The following is a 17,091-nucleotide window of genomic DNA, read 5'->3' as shown; positions in this document are numbered from 1 at the left end:
TAATAGGTAAAAAGTGTATTTTATATTAAAAAGAAGATTCTTTGTATCTGAAATAAAAATTCATAATAGTGTAAATTTATAGAAATAAAAATCTTCTATTCAGTTTTAATATATTTATGTCGAAATAGATCGTAAGTTGTCTGGAGCGCGATCTAGAGAAGGGTTTACCAAGCGTTATATACATAACTGGACACTACGATGCCTAGGAGGAGATTACATGAAGTGGTTTGGAAATTTGAAAACAGCAACAAAGATTATCTCAGCGTTTTTAATTGTGTCGATAATCATTGCGGCGCTTGGCGTCTACTCTGTAGTAACATTGAGAAGTACGAATGAACGAATGCAAGCGATGTATAACAACAATCTAATCTCTGTAAAAGAATTATCCTCTGCTCAGATTGATTATCAAAGAATGCGCGTGAACGTGCGTGATTTAAGCTTCGAAACCGTCGAAACCGAAAAAACTCGGATCACGGAGAACATCGCTTCGATCCGTCAGAGTGTGAATGATCGCCTGACCATCTATCGTCCGCTTGCAACAACCCCTGAAGAAATAGAGTTACTCCGTAATTTTGATGCAGAATATCCAGGATATTTAACAATGTTTGAACGAGCAACTAATCTGGCTGTCGCAAATGATCAAAGTGCCTTTAATACCTACCTTGAAATTGAGCTTAAACCACAAGGGGACAAAATTGTTGAGCTCCTTACCAATTTGATCGAGCTTAATGAAAGTTTGGCTGAACAGGCGAATATACAATCTCAGGCTGCCTATTCACAAGCATTTAAAGTAACGATAATTCTTGTGGTTCTGTCCGTACTCTTCAGTATTCTCATTGGATATATCATCTCTCGCTCCATTTCGAAGCCACTCATGGCCATGCTGGGTCTAGCTACGGAAGTTGCCAACGGAAATCTGACCCTTAAATCAAACATCTCCAGCAAAGATGAAGTGGGTCAACTAGCCGCGGCACTGAATCGGATGGTCGATAATCTGAAAGAGTTAATTAACAATATCGTGATGAACTCCCAAAGTGTTGCTGCTTCTTCAGAACAGATCTCAGCAAGCACTCAGGAAATTGCGAGCACCAGCACGAGCCAATCCAGTGAGGCGGGAAATATCTCCGAATTGTTCAAGGAGCTTTCACTTGCCATTAACTCCGTCGCTGCAAGTGCGGAAGAAGCGGCTGAACTGTCCAACGATACGGTGAAGACTGCTCGTGAAGGTGGACTTGTTGTACAGACTTCATTGGAAGGTATGCAAGCCGTTAATACAAAAATGACCAAGCTTGAAGATGATTCTCGTAAAATCGGTGACATCATTGAAGTGATTGACGATATCGCTGAGCAGACCAATCTGCTTGCGCTGAATGCGGCAATTGAAGCGGCACGTGCGGGAGAACAAGGACGAGGATTCGCTGTAGTAGCAGATGAAGTCCGGAAGCTTGCCGAACGAAGCGGCGAGGCGACCAAAGAAATTACAGCCATCATCAAAGCGATGCAGGAAAATACGAGACAAAGTGTACAGGCAGTAGCAGCCAGTGTTGAGCAGTCTTCCATGACTGGACAGGCTTTTGATCAGATCATTGATATGGTCAATAACTCCTCACAGAAAGTAAATGAAATTGCTGCTGCATGTGAAGAAGAAGCAGCCCAAGCCGCAGAGGTGATGAGCTCTGTTGAATCCATCTCGGCTTCCAGTGAAGAATCTGCGGCTGCATCAGAAGAGACGGCGGCAACGTGCCAGTCTCTGGCACATCTGGCGGAAGAGCTGGCGAATTCGGCAGCTGCCTTCAAAACAAATTAATAAAATTGAATTGAGGGTGAATTGATGTCTTCACTTCAGAAGGAACAATATATTGAACTGTCTGTAGGTGCAGAGACTTGCGCCATTCGAATCGAAGAAATTCACGAAATTATTAAAATGCTCAGCATTACAGATATCCCATTCAGCCGCCCAGAGATCAAAGGGGTAGTTAATCTGCGTGGCAAGGTTGTATGTGTGATGAGTCTGCGGAACCTGCTGGGTATGACGGACGAACCGGACACCAGAGCGACGCGCATTATCGTAGTTCGACATCAGGAAGAATATATTGGCTTGATCGTTGATCGCGTGAACAAGGTAACCACATATTCGGACATACATCCGCCAACCGGAGGATATGGTCGTAACCGTGATGATTTATTCCATGGGGTGGGTCAACAGGAAGACAAGCTTGTGGGCATTTTGAAACTGGACGAAATATTGGGCGGTTAGGGAGGTATATACGAATGATGGATTTGTCTGCCTACCGTGACATCTTTATCGAAGAACTGAATGATCAACTGGAACGTATGGATCAGTCTTTATTGGCATTGGAGCTTTCGCCTTCAGTAGAACTGGTTCAGACGCTGTTTCGGGCAGCCCATACCATCAAGGGATCGGCATCTACTATGGATTTTCGTGAATTAAGCGACCTCACGCATGAAGTGGAGTATGCCCTTGAATGGGTCCGGGAGAAAAAACCGGAGATGACTTCGGAGCTAATTGATACGTTGTTCCGCTCTTTGGACGCCATGAAGGTGCTTCGTGATCAGTACATCCGTGGGGAAGCCTATGCAGATTTCCGAGCAGTAGTACGAGAAATAAAGGATTTAATCCAGACCCCGGCAGCAGTCGGGCAACTTAAAGTGCCTCAATTGCAACCAGCAGAATCGATTGTGGCACAGGTCGCTATAGTGTCAGGCAAGCAGTTATTGTCCATTCGTATCGTGCTGGAGCAGAAGTGTATGATGAAAGCGGCCAGATATCATATTTTACGACAACGTATTGAGGACATCTGTGGTACGGTTGTCGCTACTACGCTCATGGAGTGTCAACCGGGCGCGCAGAATGAAGATGATCATTATGGTCAGTTCATCATCATCGTAGCAACGTCGAAGGACCCACAGCAGCTTAAGGCAGAGCTGTCTTCAGACTCGGATATTCATAGGATGGAGATTGATCCATATCTGCTGGAATCCAATGAGGTTGCAGCGACTTCTGCATCACTTGAATTAATCTCTGAAACAGATCAAACAAAACAAAGCTTGCCTACCATGAATACAACTGGCCCGGATGAGAAAGTGAAAGCTGCTCAACCTACAGTTCGTGTGAATGTTGAGCGTCTGGACCATTTGATGAATTTGGTCGGTGAACTGTTAATTGATCAAACATCCCTTGCAGATCTGAGTGGATCGGGTGCGCGTAAGGAGTCTTCCTCACTTATCCAGAGTATTAGTGGTGTATCCGATCATATGGGCAGGGTGATCAAGGAACTCCAAGAAGGTGTAATGAAGACACGGATGTTACCCATTGATCAACTATTCAGTCGCTTCCCGAGATTGGTTCGTGACCTATCACAGAAGCTGGGTAAGGATCTGGAACTGGTTATCCAAGGTGGAGAGACTGAGCTTGACCGTATGATTATTGAAGAATTGAGTGACCCGCTGATCCATCTCATCCGCAACAGTGCAGATCATGGCATTGAAAGTGCAGAGATTCGAGCGGAGCTCGGCAAGCCGTCCAAAGGACGAATTACCTTAACTTCATTTCATGAAGAAAATCATGTTGTCATTCGTTATTCGGATGATGGCAAAGGTATCGATGGTGAGAAGATCAAAGCTTCCGCCTTGGGCAAAGGTATCATTAGTGAGGAACAGGCTGCACGCCTAACAACACAGGAAGCTGTCCATCTCATATTTGAGCCTGGTTTCTCCACGGCTTCTTCTGTCAGTGAAGTATCAGGACGCGGCGTTGGAATGGACATCGTGCGTAGTCAGATCGGGCGACTCAACGGTATCATTGATATTGATACGGAGGTTGGTGTGGGTACCACGTTTACGATTCGTCTACCACTCACACTGGCGATTATTAAAGGTTTGTTAGTCAAAGTGTCGGGCCGTGTGCTGATCTTGCCGATGTATAATGTTGCTGAGATTGTTCGAATTTCACCTGAAGATATTCAGATGATCCAGGGACAACAAGCGATCCTGAATCATGGACGAATTGTACCTTTTCACCGACTGTGCGACAGGCTTAACTATCCACGAACGGACCGTAAATCCAAAACCATTCCACTGGTGATCGTGCGTTCCGTTGACAAAATTGCAGCATACGCAGTAGATGAGATTATAGGAAATCAGGAAGTCGTTATAAAGACGCTCGGTACGTATCTTGGTGCGATGAACCATCTATCTGGAGCAACGATCCTCGGTAATGGTAAGGTTGCCCTTATATTGGACGCGTCCTATCTGGTGAGTCTTTAATCGTTAGATATACACAAACATTATGCAGGCCAAAGAGCCTCATCATCTATAACTGGATGGTGGGGCTCTTTGTTGTACCTTTTGAAATTGTGACCACTCAGGATTTGAAAATGAGATCCATAAACCGGTTGGCAGCCAGAGAAATCGGCATATTGCGCTTGGTCATAATCCCTACATGGGAAGGGGGGAGCGGGACATCAAGCTGAATTTCGAAGAGAGAACCTTCCTCCAGCTCTTTGGAGATGAACTCACGTGTTACATAGGAAATCCCCAGTCCTCGACGCGCAAACTCAATCAACAGATCAACGCTACCAACCTCAATCTCAGGTTTCAACGTGTAATTATAGCTGTTAAACAACTCGGTTATGGCCATCCGAACCCGGCTGTTCCGGGAGAAGAGGATCAGTTGATGCTCCAGAAGCATCTCAAGTGTCATGACTTTACCCTTCAACTGAGCATAACGTTCCCCAGCTACAAAACAGTCCTTCAACTGAATACTTTCCCTGACTTCTAGCTGTGGATCAACAATGGGCATCCGAACTACACCAAGATCGATCTTGCCTTCTTTCAGAAAGGTGATGACTTCCGGCGTAGTTCCATGACTCAGATGTAGCTTGATGTTAGGGTACAAGGTGTGGAATTCCTCTAGATACGCCAGCATGTAATGCTTGAACAGGGAGTCACTGCCACCAATCCGGAGTTCACCATTGTCGAGATTCTTCAGTGCGGCCATTTTTTCTTCCGCAAGTGAGATCAGAATCTGGGATTGTTCAATATAGGAATATAGACTGGCACCTTCCTGTGTCAAAGCTACACCCTTGGAATTTCGATAAAACAAGGTAAGACCAAAGCTCTCTTCCAATTGCTTAATGGCATGACTGACGCTGGGTTGAGTGATATACAGTGCTTTCGCAGCCTGTGTCAAACTTCCCGTTTTGGCGGCCCAATAAAAGACTTTATATAGTTCGTAATTTGTTGTCATAGATGTGGTCTATAGCTCCTGTGAAATATATTAATTACTTGTATGGCTATAAAACGTATTATAGTGTAACTACAACAAAGAAACCAGAGTTACTTGGAAGGAGAACGGTGAGATGGAACCAACTACCATTGTTTTATTTGGTGCTACTGGCGATTTAGCCAAAAGAAAAATATATCCTGCCTTATATAACTTATATCTTGAGCAGAAGCTTCCTGAAACCTTCTCATTGATTGGTCTGGGGCGTAGAGATTGGTCTGATGAATTCTTTCAGGCACAAGTGGAAAAATCATTAAATGAATTTTCCAGACGCCAGGCTGATCCTGAAGTTGTGAAGTCATTTGTGAAAGCTTTCCGCTACAGTGTATTGAATATAAGCCATAAGGAAGATTATATAAAGCTGTTGGGATTAGTTGAACAAAGAGAAGCTGAGCTTGGCATTCCGTCCAATCGCTTGTTTTATCTCTCGGTTGGTCCGGAATTTTTCGAACCGATTGCCGAGAATATTCAAGAAAGTGGACTGGGTTCAACAGAGGGCTGGAAACGTCTCGTCATCGAGAAGCCATTTGGTCACGACCTGCAGTCTGCCAGAGACCTTAATCGCAAATTAAGCGAATCGTTCACCGAGGAAGAGATTTATCGGATTGACCACTATTTGGGCAAACCGATGGTACAGCGACTGGAGACGTTGCATCAGAGTAACCCAATCATGAAGGCATTATGGAACAACCGTTACATCTCCAATGTGCAAATTACGGCGAATGAGACTGTAGGTGTGGAAGAACGTGCATCCTATTATGATCATGTTGGTGCAGTGCGGGACATGTTCCAGAATCATATGTTGCAATTGCTCATGATGATGGCGATTCAGCTTCCATACAATAGTACTTCCGAAAAAGTTGGATTGAAGAAAAAACACATTATGGAATCGATCCAGCCGTTACAAAAACAAACTGTGGGTGCAAACATCATCCGTGGACAGTATGCAGAAGGCAACATTCAAGGTAAACCGGTAAATGCGTATACTGCTGAACCGGGTGTAGCCGAGAATACAATGAATGACACATTCATTGCTGCCAAATTGCAAATTGATGATTTCTTCTGGCGCGGTGTTCCGTTTTACATTCGCACGGGTAAAAGAATGAAGGAGAAATCAACACGTATCGTGATTGAATTCAAAGAACCTTCAGGCCAGACAAATGTGCTGAAAAACAAGGGTTCCAAGCCAAACCTGCTCGTCATAGAGATGAGTCCGGATCAGAGCATGACATTGCAACTGAATGCAAGTGATCCTGAGAATAAAGGTGAATTCAAACCGGTTCATATCGATCTTTCTCCGGATAAAGGTGACCTCGCGGAAGCTTACGAGAATCTGATTCGTGATGCCTTGCTGGGTGATCCAACTTTCTTTGCCCACTGGGATGAAGTAGAATTGTCATGGGCGTGGGTGCAGCCAATTCTGGATGCATTCCAGGAAAATCTGTTACCACTTCACCTGTATCCTGCGGGTAGCTATGGACCGACTGAATCAGATGTTATGCTTGAAGAAGAAGGCCACCACTGGTGGTTTGATGAGCCGACGGATCAGGAGTCTGTAGTTACAGATAGCATCCCCTTGGCAGTTAATGCAAATCTCTAAACCAAAATAAAAAATATATCTGGAGGTAATTAAATCATGAAATTTTTTATCGATACAGCTAACGTGGAAGATATCCAAAAAGCATACAAAATCGGCGTATTGTCTGGTGTAACAACAAACCCATCTTTGGTAGCCAAAGAAGGCGTGAAATTCGAAGATCGTATTGAAGAAATCTTGCGTTTGGTACCTGAAGTGGAGTCCGTTTCTGCGGAAGTGACACCAGATGCCCTTACTGCTGAAGAAATGATCGCGCAAGCAGACGAATTGATCAAAATTAACAACAGCGACAAAAACATTACGATCAAATTGCCAATGACACTTGCAGGACTGGAAGCTTGCCGTTACTTGACCAAAAAAGGCGTGAAAACCAACGTAACGTTGATCTTCACTGTGAACCAGGCGCTTTTGGCTGCTCGTGCTGGTGCGACATATGTATCCCCATTCCTGGGACGTCTTGATGATATCTCCGAAGATGGCGTACAATTGGTTGCCAAAGTTGCTGAATTGTTCCGTACACATAACCTGGATGCACAGATTATTGCTGCTTCTGTAAGACATCCGGATCACGTTACACGTGTAGCGATGGCTGGAGCACATATTGCTACTGTTCCATTCTCCGTCATTGAACAGATCTCCAAACACCCGCTGACAGATCAAGGTATGGACAAATTTGCAGCGGACTGGAAAAAAACAGTACAATAATCTATAACCATTCATTCGTTTCAACTTACTATATAAATAATGGAGTATTGGGAGGACATAATGAGTAAACAACAGATTGGTGTTATTGGATTGGCAGTAATGGGTAAAAACCTGGCTTTGAATATTGAAAGCAAAGGTTTCTCGGTAGCGGTATTTAACCGTTCCCCGGAGAAAACGAACGATCTTCTGAAAGAAGCAGAAGGTAAAAACCTGACAGGTGCGTTCACCATTGAAGAATTCGTGGAATCCCTGGAGTCTCCGCGTAAAATTCTGATCATGGTGCAAGCAGGTAAAGCAACAGATGCAACGATCGAGCAACTGCTTCCTCATCTGGATCAAGGCGACATTATTATCGATGGAGGTAATGCTTACTTCCCTGACACACAACGTCGCAGTAAAGAACTGGAAGAAAAAGGTTTCCGCTTCATCGGAGCAGGTGTATCCGGTGGTGAAGAAGGCGCACTGAAAGGCCCGGCAATCATGCCAGGCGGTCAGGAAAGTGCTTATCAGTTGGTAGAACCGATCCTTACAGCGATCTCTGCCAAAGTTGGCGATGACGCTTGCAGCACATATATCGGACCAGACGGGGCCGGACACTATGTGAAAATGGTGCATAACGGTATCGAGTACGGAGATATGCAGTTGATTGGTGAAGCTTATCACTTGCTCAAATCCGTATTGAACGTTTCCGTTGAAGAGTTGCATGAGATCTTCACCGAGTGGAATCAAGGGGAGCTGGACAGCTACCTGATCGAAATCACGGCAGATATCTTCTCCAAATATGATCCAGAAACAGGCAAACCAATGGTTGACGTTATTCTGGACGCGGCTGGACAAAAAGGAACAGGGAAATGGACAAGCCAAAGTGCGCTGGATCTCGGCGTTCCATTGTCCATGATTACGGAATCCGTATTCTCCCGTTTCCTCTCTGCGATGAAGGACGAGCGTGTAGCAGCTAGCAAAATCCTAAGTGGACCAGCAACTGAAGCATTCTCTGGCGACAAAAAAGCGTTTATCGAGAACGTGCGTAAAGCATTGTTTGCAAGTAAAATCGTATCTTATGCACAAGGATTTGCACAAATGCGTGCAGCTTCCGATGAATACGGCTGGGATCTGAAATATGGTAACATTGCCATGATCTTCCGTGGTGGTTGCATCATCCGTTCGCAGTTCTTGCAAAACATTAAAGAAGCATATGACAAAGATGCAGAACTCAAAAACCTGCTGCTGGATCCTTATTTCCAAAACATCGTTGAATCTTATCAAGGTGCATGGCGTGAAGTTATAGCGGCTGCTGTAAAACAAGGTATTCCAGTACCTGGCTTCTCCAGCGCTCTTTCTTACTACGACAGCTACCGTACAGAGCGTTTGCCAGCAAACTTGCTGCAAGCACAACGTGACTACTTCGGTGCTCACACATTCAAACGTGTGGACAAAGAAGGTTCATTCCACTTCCAGTGGATGGACACAAACGAGTAATTTTAATTCCGAAAATAAAGCATTCCTGCGGTTGTCTTTGAATTTAACTATTCAGGGTGACTGCAGGAATGCTTTTTCTGGTTTATGGTACGAATTTGAATATCATCAAATTGTAATAAAATGTACCTATCTGGCTTTTGCAAACAGGTGATCTGACCCTTCAACTACGTTATACTTGTTCAGACGGACTTGTGTCCTTGATGAAAATTCAGAATACAACTTATTGACGTGGAGGTTAGACCGGGCATGTTTGTATTAGCGGGTATATTGTTTTTGGTTGTATATGGTTTATTAGTGTTCTACATAGGCTGGAGCGGTTGGAGTTGGATGAAACCTGTCGTGTCCGCCAGATTTCGGTGGTTGTATATTATTGCGCTTGTATTCCTTGCCATTTCCTTCATATTGGCACGATTATTTGGAAGCATTTCGTTCCTCGGTATTATCGGTTCTTACTGGCTAGCGATCTTCTCGTTGTTATTGTTGATCCTGCCCGTCGTTCACCTGACGATGTGGTTGCTGAGATTAACCCGTATTCCAAGACATCACACACAGAAGTGGGCAGGTGTTGTTACGCTGGTGCTGTTAGTGTCCACATTAGGTTATGGAATCTTCAACGCCTACAGCCCGGTAGTGAGAACATATAATATTCAGATTGATAAAAAAGTAGAAGGTGTAGACAAGCTCAACATTGTCATGGCTGCTGATATGCACTTTGGACTTCTGTCTGGCCCTGCACATGCCAAACGCATGGTGGAGGAAATTAATGCTCTGAAGCCGGATCTGGTGCTGTATCCTGGAGATATTATTGACGACAATCTGGATATGTACCTCAATAGCGGAATCGCGGATATTATCAGTGACATTCAGGCTCCATATGGTGTCTATGCTTCTCTCGGGAATCACGACAAGTTCGATGGTCCCATTGAAGATCTGATTGCTGCACTGGAGAAGAGCAACATGCAAGTTTTGTACGATGACAAGATCGTTTTGGATGACAAGATTACCCTGATTGGACGGAAAGACCGGACAGAGAAGGATCGGGCAGAAGTAGCTGCACTAATGCAAGATACGGACTTGAGCCAACCTGTACTTATGATGGATCACCAGCCGTATGATCTGGATATTGCGGAGCAAAACAATGTAGATCTGGTGGTATCCGGTCACACCCACCGTGGACAGATTGCGCCTGCTCAGTTCATCACACAAGCTATTTATGAGAATGATTGGGGTTATCTACAAAAAGGCTCTATGCACTCCATCGTAACCTCAGGATTTGGCTTCTGGGGACCACCAATTCGTACTAGTAGTCGTTCGGAGATTGTACAGATTAATGTGACCTTCCAGCAATGATGAAAGGCCCTTCGAGAGAAGGGCTGCCTAATAAGCACGTCAAGCGTAGATTGATGATACCGGCTCCGCTTTTATGATGACAAGATTAAATCTACTGTCGTTATAAAGCGGAGTATTTCTTATGCAATTTTCAATGAGTGCTGGTTGATTATCAAAATAAAACGGCTCGATCTCCCGGAAATCGGAGTTCAAGCCGCTTGTTTTTTATTATGTAAGTTAGTTTCTTACCCCTTTTGAAGGAATGGCTTCAAACGAATAAAATGCGCCTTTTGTATTGATTTTACCGATAAGCGTTGTGGCTCCTTTTTTCGTGAAGGTGTACTCGTTTTCTTGGATACGAACGGAATAACCTTTTAGCTCAATACCAAATATAGATCTGACTGTAGGTACAGCGATGGATAGTGCTTTGTTTTTGCTGAGCTTGGGCTTGGCAAAAGACTTTTTGAAATCAGTATCATTTTTCCAGTTGATACCCAGTTCGTTGGTGACTTTCCATACCTTTCCGGTCTTGCTGCCGATATGTACGTAGTTTAGATTGTCGTTATCCCTATACTTCCATAACATATCTTTTCCTTCTACGGTAAATAAGGTGTAATCAAAAGCTTTTACTGAGGGTATTCCAAGTGTTTTGAGTGAATTTCGTGCTATGTTTGTCATCCAGGCATAGGAATCACCGATTTTATATTGCAGGATTGCCGACATTTGATTACCTTTGTCCACATCGATGTAAAGTTGTTGACTTGGTCCGAAGATGACCCAGTAGTTTTGGAGTAAATGTCCATGTTCCTGATCATTAGCTTTGAAACGCCAGAAACCACCTTTAATGAAGATATCTTCATCTTCAAATGTTTTTAAGAAGGCGTCAAGCTTCAGGCGCAGCGCATTATCCATGACTTTATTCAGATCAGCGTTATCATACATGATATGGGTGGACGCGACACGATTTGTATCAGGATCGTATGTTTGTGTGAAATAGGCGAAGCCGGTTCCATCAATAGTTCCGTTAATGACCCACGGATCAAATGATGTGTCTATTGTGGTGAATTGAATGTTCTGTTTCCCCACGAGTTTAACTAGTTCATCACTCAAAAGTTGTTGTGCATTCCGATCCAGCTGGTCAGCAGACTCTTGATTCTCAATCAACGAGAGGTCATTGGAGTTTGCGGCCAAGGTGAGTGGTGCAGATAATAAGAGTGACATGGCAGCAATGAATACAGTCATTGAAACGAATTTTTTCAAAATGAATCCTCCTGTTTAGTTTAGGCCATACTAAATAATGCTTACATATCATTTAATGTAACATAAAAGTAAAATGTTGCATAACCATAATAACCCAAACATCGGTTTCCTGTTGACACCGTTTTCAGGTTATGATAAATTAGTTCCGAGGCTTGTTACCGGTAATGCGGGCAAAACCACGATGGAAATGATTTTATTATTTCTGTTTTGGTTTTGCCCTTTTTTATTCCTCAAAAAAAACCAGGTGGGTCCATAATGATTATTAAACAGATATTTAATAACAATATTGTCAGTACCGTGGATGACAAAAATCAGGAACTACTGATCCTCGGCCGGGGTATCGGATTTAAGTTCAAAGCAGGCGATGAGATTGATGAAGAGCGGATTGAGAAGGTATTTCGTCTTCAGGATGCATCAATCTATGAGAAATTCAAATCCATCGTAGCTGAAGTGCCGATTGAGATTTTGCAGGCAACCGATGATATTGTGACACTGGCACGAACACAATTGAACAAAACCATCAGTGACGGGATCTACGTCTCGCTGTCTGATCACATTCACTTTGCTGTTCAGCGCTTGGAAAAAGGAATGATTACTCGTAATCCACTTTCTTGGGAAGTTCAGCACTTCTATAAGGCGGAGTACGATGTGGCCAGAGAAGCACTGACCTTGCTGAAGGAAAGACTGGATATTGAGTTTCCCAAAGATGAAATCTGTAATATTGCCTTGCATTTTATCAATGCGGAAGTCAATGATTCCATGAACGATGTCACCCATCTGATGCAGCTGTTGCAGGAGATCATGAATATTATCAAATATCACTTCAACGTCGAATTGGATGAAGATAGCGTCAATTATTTCCGCTTCATCACCCATTTGAAATATTTCTGTCAGCGTGTCATTACTCATTCTTCACATGATGATGCTGAGGAGTATTTATATGAAGTGGTTCGGAAAAACTATCCGGAGACATTCAAATGTATTGGCAAGATCGAGACTTTTATCCATAAGAACTATCAGTATGACATGACTCACTCTGAGCAGTTATATCTAACGCTCCATCTGGAACGTTTGATGAAAACCAAGCGGGACGAAAAGTCCACGCAATAGAATCAAATCACAACTGGATATCCTATGGGCTTGTTACTGTTCAATCAGGCAATACCCGAATGAGATGGCGCCATCCATATGCGCTAGATTCGTTCGGGTATTTTTTATTGGAAAAATGAGGAGGAAAACATCATGAAACATCAGGAAACGGCGCAGGAAATCATTAAAGCCGTTGGGGGAACAAACAATATTAACTCAGTTTATCACTGCGTCACACGTTTGCGCTTTGATCTGAAAGATAACGAGAAAGTTGACAACGGCTCACTCAAGAAACTGGATAAGGTCATGGGAACGAATATTTCCGGCGACCAATTTCAGGTCATTATTGGTAATGATGTGGCAAAAGTGTTCGATGCCATGGTGAAGGAAAATCCGGCAATCCAGCAAACTACAGAAAATAAAGAGCCAAAGTCGGATAAAAAACAAAATGTCGTGCTGAAAATTTTTGAAACAATCGCAGGTGTCTTTGCTCCAATGCTTCCAGCGATTACTGCGGCAGGTATGCTCAAAGGATTACTTGCACTGTTCGTATCCTTAGGTTGGATGTCTGCTGGAACGGATACGTATCGTATTCTTTCAGCCATCGGTGACGGCGTATTCCATTACCTGCCTTTATTGATTGCAGTCAGTGCTGCTCGTAAATTCGGTAGTAACCCGTTTGTTGCGATTGCATTAGGTACGGCACTCATGTATCCAGACATGACAGCATTGTTATCTAGCGGTGAATCGGTTGGATTCTTGGGAATCCCCGTTACGGCTGTAAGTTATGCTTCATCGGTTATCCCGATTTTACTTGCTGTATGGTTGATGTCCTATGTTGAGAAATGGGTTGACCGTGTTATCCCTGCTGCACTCAAGCTGCTGCTTGTGCCGCTGATTACCTTACTTGTTATGGTTCCGGTAACGCTGATTGCGATCGGTCCATTGGGTACATTTGTAGGTAGCGGATTGTCTGGCGGTATCAACTGGCTGCTGAATGAAGGCGGATTGATTGCAGGTATTGTTCTTGGCGGCGCGATGGCGCTCATTATTATGACAGGAATGCACTATGCACTTGTGCCGATTATTCTGAGTAATATCGCTACATTGGGCTTTGATAAATTCTTGCCATTGACCTTTATTTCCAATATGGGTCAGGCTGGTGCAACACTCGGCGTATTCTTCCGGGCAAAAGATAAAAAACTCAAAACCGTGGCATTGTCCACGAGCTTTACAGCTCTGATGGGTGTAACGGAGCCGGCTATGTACGGCGTAAATATGAAATACAAAAAACCATTTGCCGCAGCCATGATTGGTAGTGCAGTGGGTGGCGGATTCGCCCTTGCTTTTGGCGCGAAAGCGTATGTACTTGCGGGTAACGGGGGTCTCCCAGGACTTCCTTCCCTGATCGGACAAACCTTCTGGTATTCCTTTGGGGGTATGATTTTGGCCTTTATCGTGGGTGCGATCATGTCTACGATATTTGGTATCAAGGAAGAAGAAGGAGACGCAGAGGCGTTGGCTCAATTCTCACCGGGTGCTTCTACTGCACCAGCGAAAGTAACTTCCAATGACGTTGCAACTGTAAATGTGGACAACATGGGCGATCCAACACCAACGAGTGATGCAGTAGCAGTTGCACCGATGACAGGTAAATCCATCCCGCTCAAAGAAGTCAATGATCCAACATTTGGTGATGAATTGATGGGTAAAGGTGTGGCATTTGTTCCAACGGTGGGTGAATTGGTTTCTCCAGTGACAGGTACCATCATGAATGTGTTCAAAACAAAACATGCGATCGTTGTCCGCAGTGATAACGGAATGGAATTGTTGATTCATGTTGGAATTAACACGGTGAAGCTGCGTGGACAGTATTTTGATGCACATGTTGCTACAGGAGCACGTGTACAGGCTGGAGACAAGTTACTCACGTTTGAACTGACCGAGATTGCAAAAGAATACGATATCACAACCGCTATGGTTGTTACCAATACGGCTGATTACAAGCAGGTTCTACCTGTGAAATTGGGCGAAATCACGATGGGTGACGACGTCTTGAAAGCTGAGATCTAAACTGTCCGTCTTAGGACTAACAATATCAACTAAAGAAGGAGAGATTCGAATGATTAATCGACAAGGGTTCCCGGAAGGTTTTCTATGGGGCGGCGCTATTGCCGCTAATCAGGCTGAAGGTGGATTCGACGCTGGTGGCAAAGGATGGTCGACAGCCGACATGGTTCCTTATTTTGAGAAAAAGGACTACACCAACCTTAGAGAACTGATGCATGTTACCAGTGCCACGGTTGAGAAAGCAATGGCACATCATAGTGCAGAAGGTTATCCGAAGCGTTACGGGATTGATTTTTATCACCGTTTCAAAGAGGATATTGCATTGTTCGCCGAACTGGGCTTCAAGACATTCCGACTGTCCATCAACTGGCCGCGTATTTTCCCGAATGGTTATGATGCCGAGCCCAATGAAGAGGGACTGCGTTTCTATGACGAAGTGTTCGATGAACTCCGGAAATACGATATCGAACCACTTGTAACCCTCTCGCATTATGAGATGCCTATGGCACTTGTTCTGAAATACAACGGCTGGGCTGGTCGCGAAGTGATTGGACACTTTGTGAGATATGCCGAAACCGTGATGAACCGATACAAGGACAAGGTCAAATACTGGTTGACGTTTAATGAGATTAACACAACCATTATTGAACCGTTCACAGGTGGCGGTATTATTGAAGACCGGGTTGAGAACACGATGCAGGCTTCTTATCAGGCACTTCATCATCAATTTGTAGCCAGCAGCCTGGTAACAGAAAAAGCACGTCAGATTAACCCGAACTTCCAGATCGGATGTATGCTTGCGCGTATGATTCACTACCCGGCGACATCGAAGCCAGAGGATGTGCTGCAAGCACAGATCGATAATCAGCTGAACCTGCTGCATACGGATGTACAAGTTCGTGGCAGTTACCCAACGTTCATGGCTCGGTACTGGGCAGAGAACGGGATTACGATTGTCATGGAACCGGGAGATGAGCAGATCCTGCATGAGCACACGGTTGATTTCATTTCGTTCAGTTATTACACATCCTTGGTGTCCGCAGTGAACCCAGAGGAATATGGAGTGACGGGTGGTAACCTGTACAGTACGATCAAGAACCCGAATCTGGAGCGTACAGAGTGGGGCTGGCAGCTTGATCCGATCGGTCTGCGCGTTGCACTGAAAGAGCTGTATGACCGTTATCAATTGCCACTGTTTGTGGTGGAGAATGGCCTTGGCGCGAAAGATACGGTTGAAGCAGACGGTTCTATCAACGATGATTACCGGATTGATTACCTGAGAAAACATATCACACAAATGAAAGAAGCCGTTATGGACGGAGTAGACCTGATGGGATATACCAACTGGGGAGCGATTGATATCATCAGTGCATCCACTTCGGAAATGTCCAAGCGTTATGGCGTAATCTACGTGGATCAGGATGACAACGGACAAGGCACATTGAATCGGTATAAGAAAAAGAGCTTTGGCTGGTACCAAAAAGTCATTGCCTCGAATGGCGAGAACTTGGAATAGATTAATCTATAAAGGCACCCCGGGCGTAGCTGGTATTACGGCGCCGGGGCGCCTTTTTTATATGATCCTGTAGTATTCTCATCAACGCTATTGGCATTTCAAGGTAAAAAAGATGACTACATAACATTCTGGATGGTATACTGTGATCGTATTGGGGGAGGGATAACCATGAAGAAGCCTATTATTGCTGTAGATATGGATGACACGATATGTCATCTGGTCAAGCGGGCTATATATCACAACAACCTCAACTTCCCGACCCATCCGCTTCGCTACGAGGATATGATTCATTGGGATACATCCCATTTGCGTCATCCAGAGAGCACGCACGATGTATTTTATGGTCGGCCGGGTCTGTTCGAGGAATTGGAATTATACGACGAGTATGTAGTAGATGAGATGCGAAAGCTGAACGATGCTTATGATGTTATTGTTGTAACGGCAGCGGAACCAAGAACAGTTGTTGAGAAGTGGAACTGGCTTCAGCAGCACATGCCTTTTATAACCGCAGAACAGTTTATTACATGCAAAAGAAAAAACCTGCTCGCTTTTGATTTGCTTATTGATGATGGGGCACATAATTTGATTCCAGCGCATGAGGATGGCAAAAAGGTCATCTGTATCCCGCATCCATGGAATATACAGGAGCGTGAGCAATACAACTTTCCGTTAATGTCTTCATGGAAAGAGGCCAAGGCATACATAGATGAAGTGTTACAGGTTGTTGGTGTCTGAGAGTTA

At 44.2% G+C, this 17,091-nt stretch carries 13 protein-coding genes; 11 read left to right on the top strand and 2 right to left on the bottom strand.

What is annotated here, in order from left to right; all coding sequences use genetic code 11:
• The first annotated feature begins 217 nt into the window (after positions 1–217).
• Genes AC6CIF_RS17625 through AC6CIF_RS17615 form a run of 3 tightly spaced genes read left to right on the top strand, consistent with a single transcriptional unit; the run spans position 218 to position 4,287 of the window.
• Positions 218–1,807 carry a methyl-accepting chemotaxis protein gene (locus AC6CIF_RS17625; protein WP_498200742.1) on the top strand — a complete coding sequence of 530 codons (1,590 nt, stop codon included), beginning with the start codon at positions 218–220 and terminating at the stop codon, positions 1,805–1,807.
• 24 nt (positions 1,808–1,831) lie between these two features.
• Complete coding sequence (locus tag AC6CIF_RS17620) at positions 1,832–2,257, top strand: chemotaxis protein CheW (RefSeq protein ID WP_498200740.1); 426 nt, start codon at positions 1,832–1,834, stop codon at positions 2,255–2,257.
• Between the two features lie 14 nt (positions 2,258–2,271).
• Positions 2,272–4,287 carry a chemotaxis protein CheW gene (locus tag AC6CIF_RS17615; protein ID WP_498200738.1) on the top strand — a complete coding sequence of 672 codons (2,016 nt, stop codon included), beginning with the start codon at positions 2,272–2,274 and terminating at the stop codon, positions 4,285–4,287.
• Between the two features lie 97 nt (positions 4,288–4,384).
• Here AC6CIF_RS17615 and AC6CIF_RS17610 read toward each other — a convergent pair whose 3' ends face one another.
• Positions 4,385–5,269 (bottom strand): LysR family transcriptional regulator, encoded by an 885-nt coding sequence (locus AC6CIF_RS17610; protein ID WP_036672843.1) that lies wholly within the window; start codon positions 5,267–5,269, stop codon positions 4,385–4,387.
• Between the two features lie 112 nt (positions 5,270–5,381).
• Here AC6CIF_RS17610 and zwf point away from each other — a divergent pair, with 112 nt between their 5' ends.
• The 4 genes from zwf (at position 5,382) to AC6CIF_RS17590 (ending at position 10,436) form a co-directional block, all read left to right on the top strand.
• Positions 5,382–6,905 carry a glucose-6-phosphate dehydrogenase gene (zwf, locus tag AC6CIF_RS17605; RefSeq protein ID WP_498200736.1) on the top strand — a complete coding sequence of 508 codons (1,524 nt, stop codon included), beginning with the start codon at positions 5,382–5,384 and terminating at the stop codon, positions 6,903–6,905.
• A 36-nt stretch (positions 6,906–6,941) separates the two neighbouring features.
• The gene (gene fsa / locus AC6CIF_RS17600) at positions 6,942–7,607 is read left to right on the top strand and encodes a fructose-6-phosphate aldolase (RefSeq protein ID WP_076210039.1); all 666 of its coding nucleotides are present in this window, start codon (positions 6,942–6,944) and stop codon (positions 7,605–7,607) included.
• A 60-nt stretch (positions 7,608–7,667) separates the two neighbouring features.
• On the top strand, positions 7,668–9,086 hold the full coding sequence (gene gnd / locus AC6CIF_RS17595) for an NADP-dependent phosphogluconate dehydrogenase (RefSeq protein ID WP_105599284.1): 1,419 nt from the start codon (positions 7,668–7,670) through the stop codon (positions 9,084–9,086).
• A 246-nt stretch (positions 9,087–9,332) separates the two neighbouring features.
• The gene (locus AC6CIF_RS17590; RefSeq protein WP_498200735.1) at positions 9,333–10,436 is read left to right on the top strand and encodes a metallophosphoesterase; all 1,104 of its coding nucleotides are present in this window, start codon (positions 9,333–9,335) and stop codon (positions 10,434–10,436) included.
• Positions 10,437–10,652: 216 nt separating this feature from the next.
• Here the strand turns inward: AC6CIF_RS17590 and AC6CIF_RS17585 are convergent, their stop codons facing one another.
• Entirely contained in the window at positions 10,653–11,675 is a 1,023-nt protein-coding gene (locus AC6CIF_RS17585; protein ID WP_498200734.1) for a hypothetical protein, read from the bottom strand.
• 255 nt (positions 11,676–11,930) lie between these two features.
• Here AC6CIF_RS17585 and licT point away from each other — a divergent pair, with 255 nt between their 5' ends.
• The 4 genes from licT to AC6CIF_RS17565 all read left to right on the top strand — a co-directional run bounded on the left by licT (position 11,931) and on the right by AC6CIF_RS17565 (position 17,085).
• Positions 11,931–12,785, top strand: a complete 855-nt coding sequence (gene licT, locus AC6CIF_RS17580) for a BglG family transcription antiterminator LicT (RefSeq protein ID WP_036613466.1) — start codon at positions 11,931–11,933, stop codon at positions 12,783–12,785.
• Positions 12,786–12,917: 132 nt separating this feature from the next.
• Positions 12,918–14,837 carry a beta-glucoside-specific PTS transporter subunit IIABC gene (locus AC6CIF_RS17575; RefSeq protein ID WP_498200733.1) on the top strand — a complete coding sequence of 640 codons (1,920 nt, stop codon included), beginning with the start codon at positions 12,918–12,920 and terminating at the stop codon, positions 14,835–14,837.
• 49 nt (positions 14,838–14,886) lie between these two features.
• A complete protein-coding gene (locus AC6CIF_RS17570) occupies positions 14,887–16,350 on the top strand; it encodes a glycoside hydrolase family 1 protein (protein WP_498200732.1) in 1,464 nt (487 codons plus the stop codon).
• Positions 16,351–16,518: 168 nt separating this feature from the next.
• Positions 16,519–17,085: a 5' nucleotidase, NT5C type gene (locus AC6CIF_RS17565; protein ID WP_221820522.1), complete on the top strand. Its 567-nt coding sequence runs from the start codon at positions 16,519–16,521 to the stop codon at positions 17,083–17,085.
• Positions 17,086–17,091: the final 6 nt, after the last annotated feature.

The sequence above is a fragment of the Paenibacillus sp. GQ49 genome (assembly GCF_059759055.1).
This window is presented reverse-complemented; position numbering and strand designations above follow the sequence as displayed.